The sequence below is a fragment of the Henriciella sp. genome (genome assembly GCF_049649345.1).
Taxonomy (GTDB): Bacteria; Pseudomonadota; Alphaproteobacteria; order Caulobacterales; family Hyphomonadaceae; genus Henriciella.
Genome location: NZ_JBARZC010000430.1, coordinates 1 through 15,989 on the forward strand (window position 1 = coordinate 1; position 15,989 = coordinate 15,989).

General features: G+C 60.1%; 14 protein-coding genes. 7 read left to right on the forward strand and 7 right to left on the reverse strand.

Features of this window, described 5'->3' with window-relative positions:
* The 5 genes from WA989_RS11885 to WA989_RS11905 form a co-directional block, all read left to right on the forward strand.
* The coding region (locus tag WA989_RS11885) for a putative bifunctional diguanylate cyclase/phosphodiesterase (protein WP_424340708.1) at nt 1-783 on the forward strand (783 nt) is incomplete at its 5' end.
* Nucleotides 780-1,583 (forward strand): LysM peptidoglycan-binding domain-containing protein, encoded by an 804-nt coding sequence (locus tag WA989_RS11890; protein WP_424340709.1) that lies wholly within the window; start codon nt 780-782, stop codon nt 1,581-1,583. The genes WA989_RS11885 and WA989_RS11890, both read left to right, overlap by 4 nt.
* Nucleotides 1,584-1,640: 57 nt before the next feature.
* Nucleotides 1,641-3,353: a protein kinase domain-containing protein gene (locus WA989_RS11895; RefSeq protein WP_424340710.1), complete on the forward strand. Its 1,713-nt coding sequence runs from the start codon at nt 1,641-1,643 to the stop codon at nt 3,351-3,353.
* Nucleotides 3,350-4,414: a type VI secretion system-associated FHA domain protein TagH gene (gene tagH / locus WA989_RS11900; RefSeq protein ID WP_424340711.1), complete on the forward strand. Its 1,065-nt coding sequence runs from the start codon at nt 3,350-3,352 to the stop codon at nt 4,412-4,414. Before WA989_RS11895 ends, tagH begins: the two co-directional genes overlap by 4 nt.
* A complete protein-coding gene (locus WA989_RS11905; RefSeq protein ID WP_424340712.1) occupies nt 4,411-5,187 on the forward strand; it encodes a PP2C family protein-serine/threonine phosphatase in 777 nt (258 codons plus the stop codon). The genes tagH and WA989_RS11905 overlap by 4 nt, the downstream gene beginning before the upstream one ends.
* Before the next feature lie 28 nt (nt 5,188-5,215).
* On the opposite strand, the gene WA989_RS11910 is transcribed toward WA989_RS11905, so the two are convergent.
* From WA989_RS11910 to WA989_RS11940, 7 genes are all read right to left on the reverse strand, one after another.
* Nucleotides 5,216-5,998, reverse strand: coding sequence for a response regulator (locus tag WA989_RS11910; RefSeq protein WP_424340713.1), 783 nt, complete (start codon nt 5,996-5,998; stop codon nt 5,216-5,218).
* 106 nt (nt 5,999-6,104) lie between these two features.
* Nucleotides 6,105-7,097 carry a chemotaxis protein CheB gene (locus WA989_RS11915; RefSeq protein WP_424340714.1) on the reverse strand — a complete coding sequence of 331 codons (993 nt, stop codon included), beginning with the start codon at nt 7,095-7,097 and terminating at the stop codon, nt 6,105-6,107.
* Between the two features lie 12 nt (nt 7,098-7,109).
* Complete coding sequence (locus WA989_RS11920; protein ID WP_424340715.1) at nt 7,110-7,469, reverse strand: response regulator; 360 nt, start codon at nt 7,467-7,469, stop codon at nt 7,110-7,112.
* Between the two features lie 34 nt (nt 7,470-7,503).
* Nucleotides 7,504-11,514 (reverse strand): chemotaxis protein CheB, encoded by a 4,011-nt coding sequence (locus tag WA989_RS11925; RefSeq protein ID WP_424340716.1) that lies wholly within the window; start codon nt 11,512-11,514, stop codon nt 7,504-7,506.
* Nucleotides 11,515-11,708: 194 nt separating this feature from the next.
* A complete protein-coding gene (locus WA989_RS11930; RefSeq protein ID WP_424340717.1) occupies nt 11,709-12,347 on the reverse strand; it encodes a response regulator transcription factor in 639 nt (212 codons plus the stop codon).
* Nucleotides 12,347-13,507 carry a PAS domain-containing sensor histidine kinase gene (locus WA989_RS11935; protein WP_424340718.1) on the reverse strand — a complete coding sequence of 387 codons (1,161 nt, stop codon included), beginning with the start codon at nt 13,505-13,507 and terminating at the stop codon, nt 12,347-12,349. The genes WA989_RS11930 and WA989_RS11935 overlap by 1 nt, the downstream gene beginning before the upstream one ends.
* Nucleotides 13,508-13,582: 75 nt before the next feature.
* Nucleotides 13,583-13,837: a hypothetical protein gene (locus tag WA989_RS11940; protein WP_424340719.1), complete on the reverse strand. Its 255-nt coding sequence runs from the start codon at nt 13,835-13,837 to the stop codon at nt 13,583-13,585.
* 358 nt (nt 13,838-14,195) lie between these two features.
* On the opposite strand from WA989_RS11940, the gene ccoN reads away from it, so the two are divergent.
* Both ccoN and WA989_RS11950 read left to right on the forward strand, forming a co-directional pair.
* Nucleotides 14,196-15,695 (forward strand): cytochrome-c oxidase, cbb3-type subunit I, encoded by a 1,500-nt coding sequence (gene ccoN, locus WA989_RS11945; RefSeq protein WP_424340721.1) that lies wholly within the window; start codon nt 14,196-14,198, stop codon nt 15,693-15,695.
* An 11-nt stretch (nt 15,696-15,706) separates the two neighbouring features.
* On the forward strand, nt 15,707-15,989 hold a 283-nt coding region (locus WA989_RS11950), incomplete at its 3' end, for a cbb3-type cytochrome c oxidase subunit II (protein ID WP_424340720.1).

The following is a 15,989-nucleotide window of genomic DNA, read 5'->3' on the forward strand; positions in this document are numbered from 1 at the left end:
CTGGAGCTGCACTATCAGCCCTTCGTCGATACAGCCGAGATAAGAGTCACCGGCGCAGAAGCCCTGCTTCGCTGGAACCACCCCGAATGGGGCGTGATTTCGCCGAGCGAATTTGTCCCTATCCTCGAAGCCTCCGGGCAGATGCAGGAAGTCGGCCGCTGGGTGCTCAACACCGCCTGCCGCCAGCTGCGCGAATGGCGCGAGCTGGGCAATAGCGATTTCAAAATGGCGGTCAATCTGTCCGCCCGCCAGCTGCAGGATCCTGAGCTCAAGAACATCATAGAACGTACCGTTCAGAACCACGGCCTGTCGCCTGCCAGCATCGAATTGGAGCTGACCGAGACAGCGGCAATGGAAGACTCGGCCCTGACGCTGCGGCTTTTCAGAAGCCTGCGCGAAGCCGGCTACAGCCTTTCGATTGACGATTTCGGGAGCGGCTATTCAAGCATGAGCTATCTGAAAAATCTGCCGTTCAGCAAACTCAAGATCGACCGGGAATTTGTCTCGCATGTCGATCAGAGCCTAGAGAGCAGCGCCATTTGCAAGGCGCTTGTCGAGCTTGCCTCCGGCCTCGGTATCAGCGCGCTGGCAGAGGGTGTGGAGCGGCGCGAGGAAGTCGACGCGCTCATGCAGATGGGCTGCACGCGCTTCCAGGGCTTCTATTTCGCCGCGCCGATGAGGGCAGACGCCTTCGCAAACAAGATCAGCGAAACGGACTGGCTCGCAGCCCTCTGTTCGCCGGCCGTGCGGCTGCAGGATGAGTTGAAAAGGCATTACTCATGACCAGACAGATTTCAATGGCCGCCGCGGCGCTCAGTGTGCTGATGACAGCCTGCTCGCATGGCAAGGATACACCTGGCCCGGCGGCGGTCGTAGCGCCTCTGCCACCAGTCGAGGCGCCCGGAGCCGCCTCTGCCGATACGGCCGCGCAGGACCTTACACGGCGTCAGCGCGCACAACTCGCGATCCAGCTGCTCGATGCAGGGTTGGAAGCTGAAGCCGAGGTCGAGATTGATACGATCCTTGCGCTTAATCCTGAAAACGCGGTGGCGCTGAAGCTGCGCGAGCAGATTGAAGCGGACCCTGAAACACTGCTCGGCGAAAGCCACACGCCTTATACCGTCCAGCCGGGCGAAACGCTCTCGACCCTTGCCAAGGCCCATCTGGGTGACGCGCTGCTTTTCTACGCCCTGTCGCGGTACAATGAGCTCGAAGCGCCCAACAAGCTGATGGCCGGACAGACCCTGAAAATGCCAGAGCGGGCCGAGGATCTGGCCAACCCGCTGCAAGCCGCCGAAGCTGTAACCCCGGCCGAACCGGGCGCAGACGGCTCCGACGTGCAACTGGCCGAGGAAGAGGCTCCCGAACAGGAAGCGGCGCTTGCCAGGCTTGCCACACCGACAGACGTGGTGACGGCGAATGCCCTGCGCATGCAGGCGCTTCAGCAACTCAATGCGGGCAATGCCGAGCGCGCGACATCCCTGCTGCGGCGGGCGCTGAGCCTTGATCAGAACAATCGGAATATCGCCGCCGACCTGGAAAAGGCCGAGCGGATACAGGCTGCGCTCAGCCAGGCAAACTAGCAATTCGCGTGCGGCGCCGAGCGGCGCCTCATGCACGGTGATGGAGAAAGTGGCGAAATGAAACGTGTTGGTCGATATGAAATCCAGGCGCGCATCGGCAAGGGTGCGATGGCCGAGGTGTACCGCGCCTACGACCCCAAGATCGGCCGGGTGCTCGCCATCAAGGTGCTGCAGCAGGAATATTGCGAAAAACCTGAATATGCCGAGCGCTTCATTCGCGAGGCCCGGGCCGCCGGCGCGCTGTCCCACCCCAATATCGTGACCATTTACGACGTCGGTGATGCCTCCGGCGTTCCTTATATCGCGATGGAGCTTCTGGCCGGCGAAACGCTCGAAAACGAGCTGCTGAAGCGCGAGAAATTCGGCATTGGCGCGGTCATTGATATCGGCCAGCAACTGGCAGACGCGCTCAACTATGCCCACGGCATGGGCATCGTCCACCGCGATATCAAACCGTCCAATATCATGCTGAGCCAAGATGGGCGCACCATCAAGATCCTCGATTTCGGCATCGCCCGCGTGGCCGAAGGCGGCCATGGCAAGCCGTCTGAAGGCCTGATGACGCAGATGGGGCAGGTGATCGGAACGCCGCGCTATATGAGCCCCGAACAGGCGCTCAGCCGCGAGATCGATGGCCGCTCGGACCTGTTTTCGGTCGGCACGGTTCTCTATGAGCTCCTGACCGGCCGCCCGGCCTTTAACGGCAATGGCATCGCGACGCTTGCTGTCCAGATTACCCAGCAGGATCCGTGGCCCATCAATACCGATCCGGCCTGTCCGCGCGGGCTCGATTTCATTGTTATGAAGCTTCTGGAGAAGAAGCCCGAGCGCCGCTTTGCGAGCGGGGGCACGCTGCTGGAGGCGCTGAGGCGCGAGAAGGACAGCTATGATGCGGTCAATGCGGAAGGAAAGCGCAAGCGCATGTCCCTGCAACTGCGCCTGACCCTGGCTGCCTGTGCGATTTCGATGGCCTTCCTGTTTGTGGCCGGCTCCTTCGTTGTGGGTCACCAGAACAGGACGATGAAGCAGCTGGCGGTGACATCCGGTTCATCGATCGCCTCTTTCGTGGCCACGAATTCTGCGCTGTACGCGGTCGAAAATTCCTCGCTGCCGGAAGCCGAACAGGACTGGCTCCCCGTCCAGGCCTTCATCAATACCGCAGCAGCCGATCCGAATGTGACCGATATGCGGGTCGTTGACCGGAACGGCGTCGTGCGCGCCTCGTCCGACTTTTCGCTGCTGGGCACCACGAGTGAGAGCTTTGAGGCTGGCGAGATAACTGAGAGTGTCGATGCCAGCAGCGTGAAATCCGAGATCGGGCAGGAGGGCGAGCCCCTGTTCAGATTTGCGCATCCGATCACCTATGCCGGGCGCAATTTCGGGACGGTGGAAATCGGTATGCCAAAGCAGGAGCTGATCTCCGCAGCAGGCCATATGCGCAACATGCTGATCTGGCTCGCCATCCTTGTCGTCGCGATGGTTGGGCTTCTCAGCTATGTCGCTGTCCGCTCGCTCATGCTGCCGCTTCGCCGCCTGAAGTCGGCGCTGAGAGACGTCGCGGCGGGCAAGGGGGACTTCCTGATTTCCCACCAGCGCAAGGACGAGTTCGGCGAGCTTTATGACAGCTTCAACGCCTTTGCCGTGTCGGTCCATGCGCGCCACCGCACCGGCGCAGACCCTGCGCCCAATCCTGCCGAGACCGTGATTTCGGAGCCGGCAGCTGAACTCGATGAGGCGAACGCGACCCGGCTCAAAATGGTGGTCAAATGATTACGCTTCGTCTGTTCCGGAAAGATGAGCCGGCCCGCCAGATCGACTCCTACATCATGGGTGATGGCGACGTGACAATCGGCCGTGACCCCAAGGCTGTTTGGGTGATCGACGATCCCGACCTGCTTCTGTCGCGTTTTCACTGCACCATCTCTGCTGAGCGCGGAGGCGTCTTCGTGCGCGATACCAGTGCCAATGGTGTGTTTGCCGGGGCCGAGCAAGCCCGCATCGAGCGCGATGTCGAGACCGCCCTCACCGCAGGCGATACGCTCCAGATCGGGGACTATCTGCTCAAGGTCGATATCGAGGAGGAGGAGCCTGAAGAGGCAGCCTGCACGGCATCGGGCATGCAGATCAGGGGCGCGCCCATGCATGACGACGTTTGCCTGGCCAGCTCCAGCGCCATCCGCGAAGGGTGGAGCCAGCCTCAGCCGGCCGCACGCGAGCCGGTAGGCCCAACGCATGACATCAGCGACGTGGTCTTGCTCGAGGCGTTCTGCGAAGGCGCCCAACTCGACCCATCCTACCTGTCCTGCGAAGACCCGGCCGAAGTCATGCGCCGCATGGGCGAGATCTATCGCCAGCTTGTGCTTGGCCTCGGAGACCTGATGAGTGAGCGCGCTTCAGCCAAGGCCCAGTACAGGCTTGAGCGCACGACCATCGGCTCGAGCGATAACAACCCTCTGAAGTGGGCGCCAACCCACAGGCTGGCTATCGATTTGCTCTGTAATCAGAAGGGTGGCTTCCTGAACGGTTCGGATGCCGTCAAGGAGTGTTTCGAGGATCTGAAAGAGCACATTCTCTGCTTGCTTGCCGGGTCCAGAGCGGCGGTCTCTTCGGTTCTCGAACACCTCGACCCCGACGCGATCGAGGCCGAAGGCAAGCCGAAAACGGCGATATTTGTCGAGCGGTCGGAGGTCTGCTGGCGCAGGCTGAAGGGCCTGCATGCCGAGATTTCCGAAAATCCGTTCAATGATGCCGACAGCGCTGTCAGCAAGGCCTTCAAATACGGCTATGAGAGCCGCACAGGCCGTCTGAAGACAGAGGAGGCCGCCGAGTGAATTCGAATGTCTCTCTAAGCACAGGGCGCGGCCTGGCAGACTGCCATAGCCCGCTCAATTTCCGCTCGGCGGGCCGGACCGATCGCGGCCGCGTCCGCAAGCTGAATGAAGATGCGTTCCTCGAAAACGGGCCCGCCGGCCTCTGGGCGGTCGCTGACGGTATGGGCGGGCATGACAGTGGTGATTTTGCGAGCGCGCTTGTCATCCAGCGGCTGAGCCGAATTGCGGGGGCCGACAGCACCTATGCCCTGCGCACGATTGTGGCGCGTGAACTGGCGGGCGCCAATGAGGCGCTGCTGAGCGAGTCGACCCGCAAGTCCCGCGGTCAGATGGGCGCTACGGTTGCGGTGATGGCGGTCTGCAACGGGTATTATTCCTGCACCTGGGCGGGCGACAGCCGCGTCTATCTGTTGAGACGAGGCCGGCTGCGCCGCATCACCTCCGATCACAGCCTGGTCCAGTCGCTCATCGATGCAGGCGAAATAAGCCAGGAAGAAGCGCGCCACCATTCGCGCGCCCACATCGTCACGCGCGCGATTGGCGCCGGGCCTGAGCTGCACCTGGAAACAACTCATGGCGAGCTTGAACGAGGCGACCGTTTTCTTCTTTGTACCGATGGACTGACCTCGGTGCTGAGCGATGACGAGATATTGGGCCTGATCGCCGCGTCTGACCCTGAGTGCGCGGTCGAGGGGCTTGTCAGCAAGACCCTGTCGAATGGCGCACCGGACAATGTGACTGCGGTCCTCGTCGACGTGTCGGCCGCGGACTGAACTGCGCGCCGTCATGTGTGGCATCAGCCTAGGCGGCGTAGATGTCTCCGATGGCATTGGCGACTTCGGCGCGCACCTGTTCCTCGGAGAAGGGTTTGGAGATCACCGAGGTGCAGGACATCGGCCTCAGCTCGCGCACTTTCTCAGGGAATGCTGTCACAAACAGCGTCGGCAGCGATCTGAACGCTTGCGTTTCGATCACGAAATCGATGCCGCTCGAGCCGTCTTCGAGGCGAACGTCGCAGACCAGAAGATCGGGATTTGACTCTTTCGCGAGCGCGAGAGCGGCGTCTTTCGTGGTTGCGATCCCGACGACTTCATGTCCGTCCCGCTCGAGGATTTCGCGAAGGTCATGGGCGATCCATATGTCATCTTCGACGATGAGGGCCCGGACCCGGCTGCGGGCCCAGCCAAAATCATCGACAAATTTCAGAAAGGCGCGCACCGCCCCGACATTCATGCCGAGGACCAGACCGATCTGCTCATCGGTCAACTCTGCAACTTCTTTCAGGAACGCGGCCTGACGCGCCGGATTAGGCAGCGAGAAAGCGCAGCCTCCAAGCCATTCGGCGGCCGTCTCATCCTCTTGTCCGGCGGTCTCCATCGCCTCTTCAAAGGCGATATGGGCCCGTCTTAACAATTCCGTCTTGCTGTCGAAGACCGACGGGAGATACCTGACCGTGTCGCTGAGCTGCCCGAGCGTCGCCTTGACGATCTCGTCGCCTTTCATCCGGCTGTTCGCCGAGACGAAGGCATATTGCTGCACCAGGTGCAGATGAGGCGAAAATCGCGACGTATAAGTTTGCGTCATGATGCACCACTCCGGTTGGATGCAACTTGTAATATGAACGAAGGCCGATTTTCGGTCAACGCAGTCTGACACAGGCCTGACAAGCCCCTCTGCGGCTGGACATGCATCATCCCGCCCGCATCAGCAATTGCTCGATCAGTTCTGCATCCTGCTCAAGCGATGTAACGCGGGCCATATAGTCTTGTCTGGATCGATCGCTGTCTGCTTTCGTGATCAATTTCCTGATCAGCTCGATCCGCCCGCGATGCGCCCGCAGCGCGTCATACAGGCTTCGTTCCATGGCCCCCGACTGGCTTTCGCTCAGGCTGCGCATCGTGAAGGCGTGACCGGTATGACACCGGTACCGGATGAGTTTCTTGTCTTCGATTTCCCACAGCACCCCATTGCAATCGGGGCAGTTGAAGGGCGATAGCGTCCCAATTTTCTCTTCAGCCGCCATACTCGCGCCCTCCAGTCCTGCAATTTTCATCTCGATGACAATATCCTCCGGCGGCGCCTTCCGGACCGGTTCGGCCGGGCTGGCGGCAAGCTCGCTCAGGACCGCTGGAATATCATCCAGGTTCACCGCCCGCGCTGAGGAGACAAGGTCAAGCACCGCTTCGGGCATGCTCGGAAAGCTCGCCGTATCGGGCGCCTGGGCGAGCACGGTTCCGCCAACACGCTCCAGGGCAAGCGCGCCGGCCGCGCCATCATCCAGCGACCCGCTCAATACAAGACCAATGGTTCGCGGACCATGGAAGACCGCCGCTGAGCGAAACAGCGGATCGACCGCCGGCCTGAAATTGTTTTCCCTCGGGCCGCGCTTTGTATGCACATGCGCATCGCCCAGCAGGAGGTGGTGATCTGCCCGCGCCAGCGTCACGGTGCCGGCCTCAATCGCGCCGCCATCTTTGGCGAGCCGGACGGGCAGGACGGACGCGGCGGCCAGCAGGTCGGCCGAGAGCTGATTGTCATCGCGTCCGGTATGGAGCACGACGAATATGGCTGCCGGCAAGTCCGCCGGAAGCGAAGAGAGGAGCGGTCTGAGCGCGGTAAATGCCCCAGACGAACCGCCGATGACGATGATGCGGTTGCTGTCGGCTTTAAACGCCTCTGGCATGGGCGTTCTCCGTCACGCTGCGCTATTGGGGGGAATGTTCAAACGTTTCAGTGTCGCGCTGATATGCATTTGAGATATGGGCTTGCTGAGAATTTCGGCTTCGCCGAGTTCGGGGGGCAGCTGGTCGCGCTCATAGCCGGTGAGAAAGACGAACGGAATATCCCTGCGCCGCAGCAGGTCTGCGACAGGTGTGCTGCGATGGCCGCCGAGGTTGATGTCCAGGAAAGCCAGATCAATCTGAGCGGCTTTCGCAAGCTTCATCGCGTCGTCGATATTGTTGGCAGGGCCAACCACGGACGCACCCATATCTTCAAGCATCGCCTCAAGGTCCATGGCGACAAGGACTTCATCTTCAACAATCAAAATTTGCATATAACAGCACCCACTAATCGAACGGGCGGCATATTCATTTGTTCCGTCGCAAATATTTTGCGGGCAGGCGCAGTGAATACTGAAATCCGCTCGGCTTGAAGTCCATATCGACATCGGCCTTGAGCTGATCGCGGATGACATGTCCGATCATGGTGCTTCCGAACCCTTTTCTGGAGGGCTCTTCGACGCCTTTGAGGCCACTCTCTTTCCAGGAGAATTTCAGGTTGTTGGAAGACTGCTCAAGTGTCCACTGGATAGAGAGCTTGCCAGACGCCTGACTGAGCGCGCCGTATTTCGACGCATTGGTGATGAGTTCGTGCAGGACCAGGGCGAGCGACTGGGCCGCAGCGGGCGCAAGTGTCACGTCCGTGCCCTTAAATGTAATCCTGTCGGGATTGCTGTCATTATAGGGCGACAATTCCTCTTCGAGCAGACGGCGAAGCGACAGGCCTTCCCAGCGCTCCGATGCGAGCGTCTGATGGGCCCGGCCAAGCGCTTCGATGCGCTGCTGAAAGGATGTCCGGAAATCGTCGAGCGAGACCGCATTGCGCCCTGAAATCCGGGCGATGGACGCGGCGGTGGCAAGTATATTCTTCACACGGTGATCGAGCTCGGCGGAGATCACCTTCTGGCGCTCCTCGTCACGCTTGCGATCAGAGATGTCGACAATCGCCGCGTAGAAGCCTTCAACCGTTCCGCCGAGACTGTAGCGCGGAACATAGGTGACGAGATTGGTCCGCGTCTGGCCCTCCGGCATCTCCAAGGCGAGCTCGAAGGTTGTCGTCTCGCCTGACATAGCCTTGTCGATGTGAGGTTTGGCCGTCTTGTACGCTTTGTCGCCCAGTAGATCCTTCACGGTCTGCTGGGTAACCTCGGTCTCGTCCACAGCCCACTCCCGGTAGGCGTCATTGACGAACACGTAGCGCTCGTCGGACCCCACAATGGCAATCAGGATCGGCAGGCTGTCGGCAAGCTGGCGCAGCTCCCGGCGCTCATCATCGAGTTGCTTGGTGGCGTTTTCCTGGACAATGGCGAGCCACAGGAAGTTCGAGACCGACTGCATGAAATTGACGTCGTCGACGGTGAACGAACAGTCGCCATCGGCCTGGTCGTGCGCGCCCAGAACGCCCCATGGCGAGGCGACCGGTCCGATGATCACACTCGCGCCGCAGCTCACATCATGGTCGGCCAGAAGCTGTGGTATCGTGAACCGTCTCTCGGTCCTGAAGTCTTCCACGATCACGGCATTGGCCCGTTCCAGCGTAAAGCTTGCCTGCGAATTGCCTGTCGCGTCGACCCGGTAGGTCCCGACCAACCCCTTCTTCCAGCCGAGGCCCGAGACAAGATCGAGCGCTTTTCCGTCGTCGGTGAGGCGCAGTATCTTGGCGAATTTAACGCCGAGCTGCGTGGTTGTTTCCTTGGTGACGAGATCGAACAGCTCCTGCGAGGGATGGCCTGCCAGCGCTTTCCTGCCAATCTCCGTGATCGCGGCCTGCTGGCGTTCGCGCCGGGCGACCGCGTCGGTTGCCGCCTGCAGCTTCGTCACATCGGTAAACGTCGCAACCACGCCTTCGATGCGATTGTCAGACGTGCGATAGGGCTGGAGTTTGCGGATAAAATGGTGGCCGCTCTGAGCCTCGACTTCGGCTTCGACCGGCTGGAGGGTTTTCAGCACCGTGCGGCTGTCCTCAATCAGATTGGGGTCAGACACGCGCGCCGAAAGGTCCTCGACAGGGCGGCCGATATCGCTCTCGATGATCCGCATCACATCCTGCATGGCGGGCGTATAGCGCCGGATGCAGAGGTCGGTATCAAGGAAGATCACCGCGATATTGGTGGAATTGAGCAGGTTCGACAGGTCGTTATTGGCGCTCTCGACCTCATCGACCTGGTTTTCCAGCTGGGTGTTGAGCGTCGTCAGTTCTTCATTGAGCGATTGCAGCTCTTCGCGAGAGGTCTCCAGCTCTTCATTGGCGGACTGGAGCTCCTCATTCATGCTCATCACTTCTTCATTCGAAGCGTTGAGCTCTTCGTTCGCGGTCTCCATTTCCTCGATGGTGGACTGACGGTCCTCGCGCGTGGTCTGCAGCTCGTATTCGAGCTGTTCAACCAGCCCGGTGTCGCCCGGCATTGCTCGTGCTTCCTCGCGCCGCTCCTCCAGGGTCTTGCGTTCGCGTAGGTCCGAGATGTCTTCAAAAACGAGCAGGAGGAGTTCGTCCTCCCCGTCATCTTCAAGCAGCGTGGCCGTCAGCTTGACGTCCACTTCTTCCTTGTTGCGAGGCACGCCGTTGCAAACTATCGAATCCCGTTCGCCGGTCTCTAGCACCTTGGTTAGCAGGGCGCGCAATCTGCTCTTGAGCTCCGGGACGGCAAGGTCTGTGATGATATGGCTCGGCTCGCCTGCCGGAAAATCGAGATAATCCCGGACCGCGCCATGATAATAAAGGATTTCAAATCTTCGATTGATGCAGACGCTGGGCGGCGAAAAACCCTTCAGCAAGGTTTGACGCGAGAGTTGAGCTACACTTTTTTTGGACACTGGGGCCTCGACAAATGGCACAGGTTTGGGGTCGGCGGAGGTGCGCCGCCTGTCTACGGGAAACACATTGTCATGAGGCGTTGCCTTGTAGCCCCTCTGGTATATCCGGTTTGGCTTTGACAATGGCTTGAACAGCCGTCCAGGCCGTTCGGCGGTCTCTGAAGGACCGAGGAAGAGATATCCGGTATCGCGCAGGGCGAAATGGAACATCTCGATCATCCGGCGCTGAATCTCTGCATTGAGATAGATCATCAGATTGCGGCAGCTGACCAGATCAAGTTTGGAGAAGGGCGGATCGGATATGATGTTCTGGTGCGCGAAGACGACACTGTCGCGCAGCCGTTTGTTTACGGTGACCATCTCTCCATCATCAGAGAAATAGGATTCCAGAAACCGTTCCGGAACGTCCGCGGAGACGGTCGAGGGGTAGCGGGCGGCGCGCGCATAGGCGATGGAATCCTCGCTGAGATCGGTCGCGAAAATCTGGATGCCGAGCGGTTTGTTAAACGCCTTGATCCGTTCGCTGAGCATCATGGCGAGGGTATAGGCTTCCTCGCCGCTGGCGCATCCGGGCACCCATGCACGAATGGAACTGCCTGGGGGTGCCTGTTCGACAAGCTTCGACAGGACGAGTTCATCCAGCACCTGCCAGGCCTCCGGGTCGCGGAAAAAACGCGTCACACCGATGAGGAGATCCTTGTGGAGGTTCTTCACTTCGGCTGGCGACTTCCGCAGGACGTCCAGATAAGCCTCAACACTATTGAGGTGTTTTAGGCCCATCCGCCGCTGAACGCGCCGCCTGAGGGTCCCCTGCTTGTAGTGCCGGAAATTATGACCTGAATGGGCACGCAGAATGGTCAGGATATTCTTCAGGTCACCCAGATCCGCAGGGGCCGGCGTGCCCATGGGTTCGGGAGCCTGGCTGACATAGGGATGCTGAACATAGGCCTCCAGGACATCCGGCATTTCATCAATGGGCAGGACGAAATCGACCACGCCGGTCGCGACTGCGGCCCGAGGCATGCCGTCATATTGCGCGGTGTCCGGTTTCTGCGCCATGACCATGCCGCCATTCGCCTTGATCTCGCGAATGCCGAGCGCGCCGTCCGTGCCGGTGCCTGACAGGACGATCCCGACGGCATTGTTTTCAAGCTGCTCGGACAGGGAGCGGAAAAAATAGTCGATGGCGAGCCTGATCCCGCGCTCTTCGATCGGGTCGTCCAGTTCAAGCCGCATGCCGTCCAGCTTCACGAACTTGTTGGGCGGGATGACGTACACGCAGTTCCGCTCAATGGTCATGCCGGCCTCAACCTGCACGATCTTCATCTTGGAGTACTTCGCCAGCAGTTCGGCCATCCGGCTTTCATGATTGGGATCAAGATGCTGGATGAACACATAGGCAGCGCCCGTCTCGGAGGGCACACGGCTGAGGAATGCGCGATACGCCTCCAGTCCGCCAGCCGAAGCTCCTACGCCCACAACAGGAAATTTGGGTGTCGCCGCCATAGGTGTGTTTGCGATAGTTAAGCGGACTTTGCAATCCTGTCACGGTCCTCAATCGCTGCAAATCATACAGCACAAAGACCAATAACGTCCGGATTGAAGGCAGGCGATCAACAGCCGATCCCGCGCACCTGAAACCCTGCAAGATGCCTTCCGGTCACCAGGGTGGTCGGAAAGTCCAGGCCGCCGCGAGTGATTCAGGCCTGTCCCTTGCTCCAGCCGGTGACGCCTGCGGCAAAGGCGATGCGCAGGGATGCAGACAGGCTGCTGACGCCCAGTTTTTCCATCAGGTTCGCGCGGTGGATTTCGACAGTGCGCGGCGAGATGTCGAGCGTATTGGCGATGGCCTTGTTGGTGAGCCCGTCGACCAGGCCGTTGAGGACGTCCATTTCACGCGGCGAGAGATGAGCGAGGCGTTTTTCGGCTTCGGCTTTCTGCAGGACGCTGCGATTACGACTGTTGAGCTGGGCAAAGGCTTCGCCGAGCGCATCGAGCAGGACCTGCTTTTCATACGGCTTCTCGACGAAGTTGATGGCGCCGGCCTTCATCGCCTGAACCGCGACCGAGACATCGCCATGCCCTGTCAGCACGACGACCGGCATCTCGCAGCCGCGGGCATTGAGTTCCTTCTGGACAGCCAGGCCGTTCATCCGCGGCATCTGGACATCAAGCAGGATGCAGCCTGACTCGAGCGTATCGAGTTCATCCAGGAAAGACACGCCATCCTTGTGGGTCTGAACCCGGTAGCCGGCGAGCCGCAGCATGAAGCTCGCCGAGTGGCGTATGGCTTCGTCATCATCGACGAGATGAACCAGGGGCTTTTCTTGTTCGTTCATCAGGCTGTTTCAGCACGTTCCAGCGTGAAAACAAAGCGTGTGCCGCTGTTGTCGGCGGGCATGGCTTCGATTGTGCCGCCATGAGCCTCGATGATCGTCTTGCAGATCGACAGGCCAAGCCCCATGCCCGTGGTCTTGGAGCTGGCGAGCGGCCGGAACAGCTGGTCTGAGACATCCCTGCCAATGCCCGGGCCGTTATCCTCGATAGTGATCATGACAAGCCCGCCACTGGCCGAGGAGGCCTTGATCAGCACTCTTGGATCCTCCTGCCCGGCCATGGCCTCGAACGCGTTTCGCACGATGTTGATGACGACCTGCTGGATCTGGATCGGATCGGCCATGACAGCCGGTGTGTCCTCGGCAACGCTGACCCTTATGTCTGTCGTCGTAAGGCTCATCTCCGTCTGGACCAGCGCGACCGCATCGCCAAGCAGCGGAACCAGCGAGACGGGCCGCTTCTCGACCTCGCCGCGCGAAACGTAATCGCGCAGCTTGCGGACGATCTGACCGGCCCGGACCGATTGTTTCGCTGCTTCGCCGAGCGCTTCCTGCACCATCGCCATGGCGTCTTCGTCAGGCCGGTCCAGAAGGTCTCGCGCCGCTTCGAGATAATTGGTCACGACCGTCAGCGGCTGGTTGAGTTCATGGGCGAGGGCAGATGCCATCGTGCCGACTGAGCTCAACCTCGAGAAATGAACGAGCTCGGCCTGGAGGGCCTTCATGCGCGTCTCATTGCGCCGCTGTTCGGTCAGGTCGCGCATGAAAGCCGTGAAGAGATAGTGGTCGCCGATCTTTGCTTCGCCGATCTTGAGATCGATCGGGAAAAGCGTGCCATCCTTGTGCCGCGCCGTGACCGTGCGTCCGATGCCGATGATCTTGGCCCGGCCGGTTTGCAGGTAGCGCTCCATGTATTTGTCATGGTCAGCCCTGTCGGCGGGGCCCATGAGAAGGCTGACATTCTCTCCGAGCACCTCTTCAGCGGCGTAACCGAAGAGTTTTTCCGACGCTTTGCTGAACGCGGTAATGAGGCCCACATCATTGATGACGACCATTGCATCCGGGACCGATCCGAGGATCGACCGGAAGTGCTGATGGAGCGCGTCAACGTCCATCTCCGCCATGTCGAATATCTGGTCCCGCTGCGTCAGCGCGCTCTCCATCACATACCGTCGTTCGGGGATGGAACACGCAAGGGGTTGAGGTCAAGCGGTCGACACCGTGTGGCATGTGGAGGCTCATTTTGCCGCAGGCCTTCGGGCAGGGGTACGCCGGCGTGCGAATGGGCTGATCACCACCATGAACAGGCCGGCCAGCAGGGCAGGGCAGGCGGCGCAGTGGCCCCCAAGGAAAGCGGCAGAGGCCCGCGATGTCCCGTCTGCAGAGCACCAGGCCAGCTCAAGCAGAGCCGCCATTTCATGATGCCGGAGCGACTGCGGAAGCGCGATCAGGATCACCGCCAGTCCGGTGAGAAAGAGCGTTGTGCGAAACATAAATCTTGGCCTTCGTCTTGTGACAGCAGGTAAGCCACACTGCGACAGGCTGGCCCATACGTAAGACCCCGTATTCAGCGCGAAGCCGCACTCAAATATCTCTCTCCGCATTGATCTAGGGGCTGGGCAAGCAGCGATTTTGACTGCTGCGCCGGCAACACAAGAGGGGATCTGAGAAGTGAGCAGTATCGCACTCAAACAGGGTGGAGCAGGCGGGAGCACTTGGGCTGTGTCCGGCATCGTCGGCCTGTTCGCTATTCTTTCGCTCTATATTGCCGCAAATGCCGGCGACCAGTTGATGGGTGTTCATGCCCTGATGTTCCTGGCAGCCACGACGGTCTGGCTGGTCGCGACGGGCATGTGGGCCGGCAAGCTCGGCGACCGTGACCCGTTCGATGAGACGAAGTACGAAGACACGCTCGTCAAGATGGGCGTGTTCGCCTCCATGTTGTGGGCGATTGCAGGCTTGCTCGTCGGGATCATTATTGCCTGCCAGCTGACCTGGCCGAACCTGTTCTATTTCGAAGAGTGGGGCTGGACCAATTTCGGGCGGCTGCGCCCGCTGCACACGTCCGCCGTGATCTTCGCCTTTGGCGGCAATGTGCTGCTCGCCACCAGTTTCTATGTCGTTCAGCGCACCACGCGCGCGCGCGTATTCGGCGGCATGCTGCCTTGGTTTGTCTATTGGGGCTATCAGCTCTTCATCCTGATTGCCGGCACCGGATACCTGATGGGGATCACCCAGTCGAAGGAATACGCCGAACCTGAATGGTATGCAGACCTGTGGCTGACCATTGTCTGGGTCGCCTACCTGCTCGTCTTCCTCGGCACGCTGTGGAAGCGCAAGGAGCCGCACATCTATGTGGCGAACTGGTTCTATCTCTCCTTCATCGTGACGATTGCGATGCTGCACATCGTCAACAATCTGTCGCTGCCGGTGACGCTCGCCTCGTCGAAGAGCTACCAGCTGTTCGCAGGTGTGCAGGATGCGCTGACCCAATGGTGGTATGGCCACAATGCCGTCGGTTTCTTCCTGACGACCGGCTTCCTCGCCATCATGTATTACTTCATTCCGAAGCGGGTGAACCGGCCGGTCTATTCCTACCGCCTGTCGATCGTCCACTTCTGGTCGCTGATCTTCATCTATATCTGGGCCGGTCCGCACCACCTTCACTACACTGCGCTTCCGCAGTGGGCACAGACCCTCGGCATGACCTTCTCGATCATGCTGTGGATGCCAAGCTGGGGCGGCATGATCAATGGCGTGATGACCCTGTCGGGCGCCTGGGACAGGCTGCGTACCGATCCTGTGGTTCGCATGATGGTCGTCTCGCTCGCCTTCTATGGTATGTCGACCTTTGAAGGCCCGCTCATGTCGGTGCGCGCTGTGAACTCGCTCAGCCACTATACCGAATGGGGTATTGGCCATGTGCACTCCGGTGCGCTCGGCTGGGTCGGCTTCATCTCCTTCGGGGCGCTCTATTGCCTGACGCAATGGCTCTGGAAGCGCAAAAGCCTCTACTCGGTTGCCCTCGTCGAATGGCACTTCTGGCTCGCGACCATCGGTATCGTCTTCTACATCGTGTCGATGTGGTTCGCCGGGATCATGGAAGGCCTGATGTGGCGCGCCTATAACGACTTCGGCTTCCTCGAATACAGCTTCGTGGAAACCGTCGAGGCCAAGCATATCAGCTACATCATCCGTATGGTCGGAGGTCTGCTCTACTTTAGCGGCGCCGGGATCATGCTCTACAACCTGATCCGCACCGCCATGGGCAATGAGCGGATCAACCAGCCAGACAGTGCACCGTCCGTCAGCGCGCCCCCTGCCGCTGCCAGCCTTCAACCTGCCGAATAGGAGCGCGTGAGATGGGACTCATGAACAATCACGGTGTGCTCGAGCGTCATTCGCTTCTGCTCACCATCGGTATCCTGATTACGGTCTCGATTGGCGGGATCATCCAATTGGCGCCGCTCTTCTACATGGAGAACACGATCGAGAAGGTCGAAGGGATGCGCCCTTACACCCCGCTCGAAGTGGCCGGCCGGAATATCTATCTGCGGGAGGGCTGCTATGTCTGCCACTCGCAGATGGTTCGGCCCCTGCGTGACGAGGTGGAGCGCTATGGTCACTACTCGCTCGCCGCAGAGT

What these genes read in the sequence shown, in the direction of transcription:
- WA989_RS11920 (WP_424340715.1), bottom strand. Translation starts at nt 7,469, where the DNA reads ATGCAAATTTTGATTGTTGAAGATGAAGTCCTTGTCGCCATGGACCTT.
- WA989_RS11925 (WP_424340716.1), bottom strand. Translation starts at nt 11,514, where the DNA reads ATGGCGGCGACACCCAAATTTCCTGTTGTGGGCGTAGGAGCTTCGGCT.
- WA989_RS11895 (WP_424340710.1), top strand. Translation starts at nt 1,641, where the DNA reads ATGAAACGTGTTGGTCGATATGAAATCCAGGCGCGCATCGGCAAGGGT.
- WA989_RS11910 (WP_424340713.1), bottom strand. Translation starts at nt 5,998, where the DNA reads ATGACGCAAACTTATACGTCGCGATTTTCGCCTCATCTGCACCTGGTG.
- ccoN (WP_424340721.1), top strand. Translation starts at nt 14,196, where the DNA reads ATGTGGGCCGGCAAGCTCGGCGACCGTGACCCGTTCGATGAGACGAAG.
- WA989_RS11890 (WP_424340709.1), top strand. Translation starts at nt 780, where the DNA reads ATGACCAGACAGATTTCAATGGCCGCCGCGGCGCTCAGTGTGCTGATG.
- WA989_RS11915 (WP_424340714.1), bottom strand. Translation starts at nt 7,097, where the DNA reads ATGCCAGAGGCGTTTAAAGCCGACAGCAACCGCATCATCGTCATCGGC.
- tagH (WP_424340711.1), top strand. Translation starts at nt 3,350, where the DNA reads ATGATTACGCTTCGTCTGTTCCGGAAAGATGAGCCGGCCCGCCAGATC.
- WA989_RS11930 (WP_424340717.1), bottom strand. Translation starts at nt 12,347, where the DNA reads ATGAACGAACAAGAAAAGCCCCTGGTTCATCTCGTCGATGATGACGAA.
- WA989_RS11935 (WP_424340718.1), bottom strand. Translation starts at nt 13,507, where the DNA reads ATGGAGAGCGCGCTGACGCAGCGGGACCAGATATTCGACATGGCGGAG.
- WA989_RS11940 (WP_424340719.1), bottom strand. Translation starts at nt 13,837, where the DNA reads ATGTTTCGCACAACGCTCTTTCTCACCGGACTGGCGGTGATCCTGATC.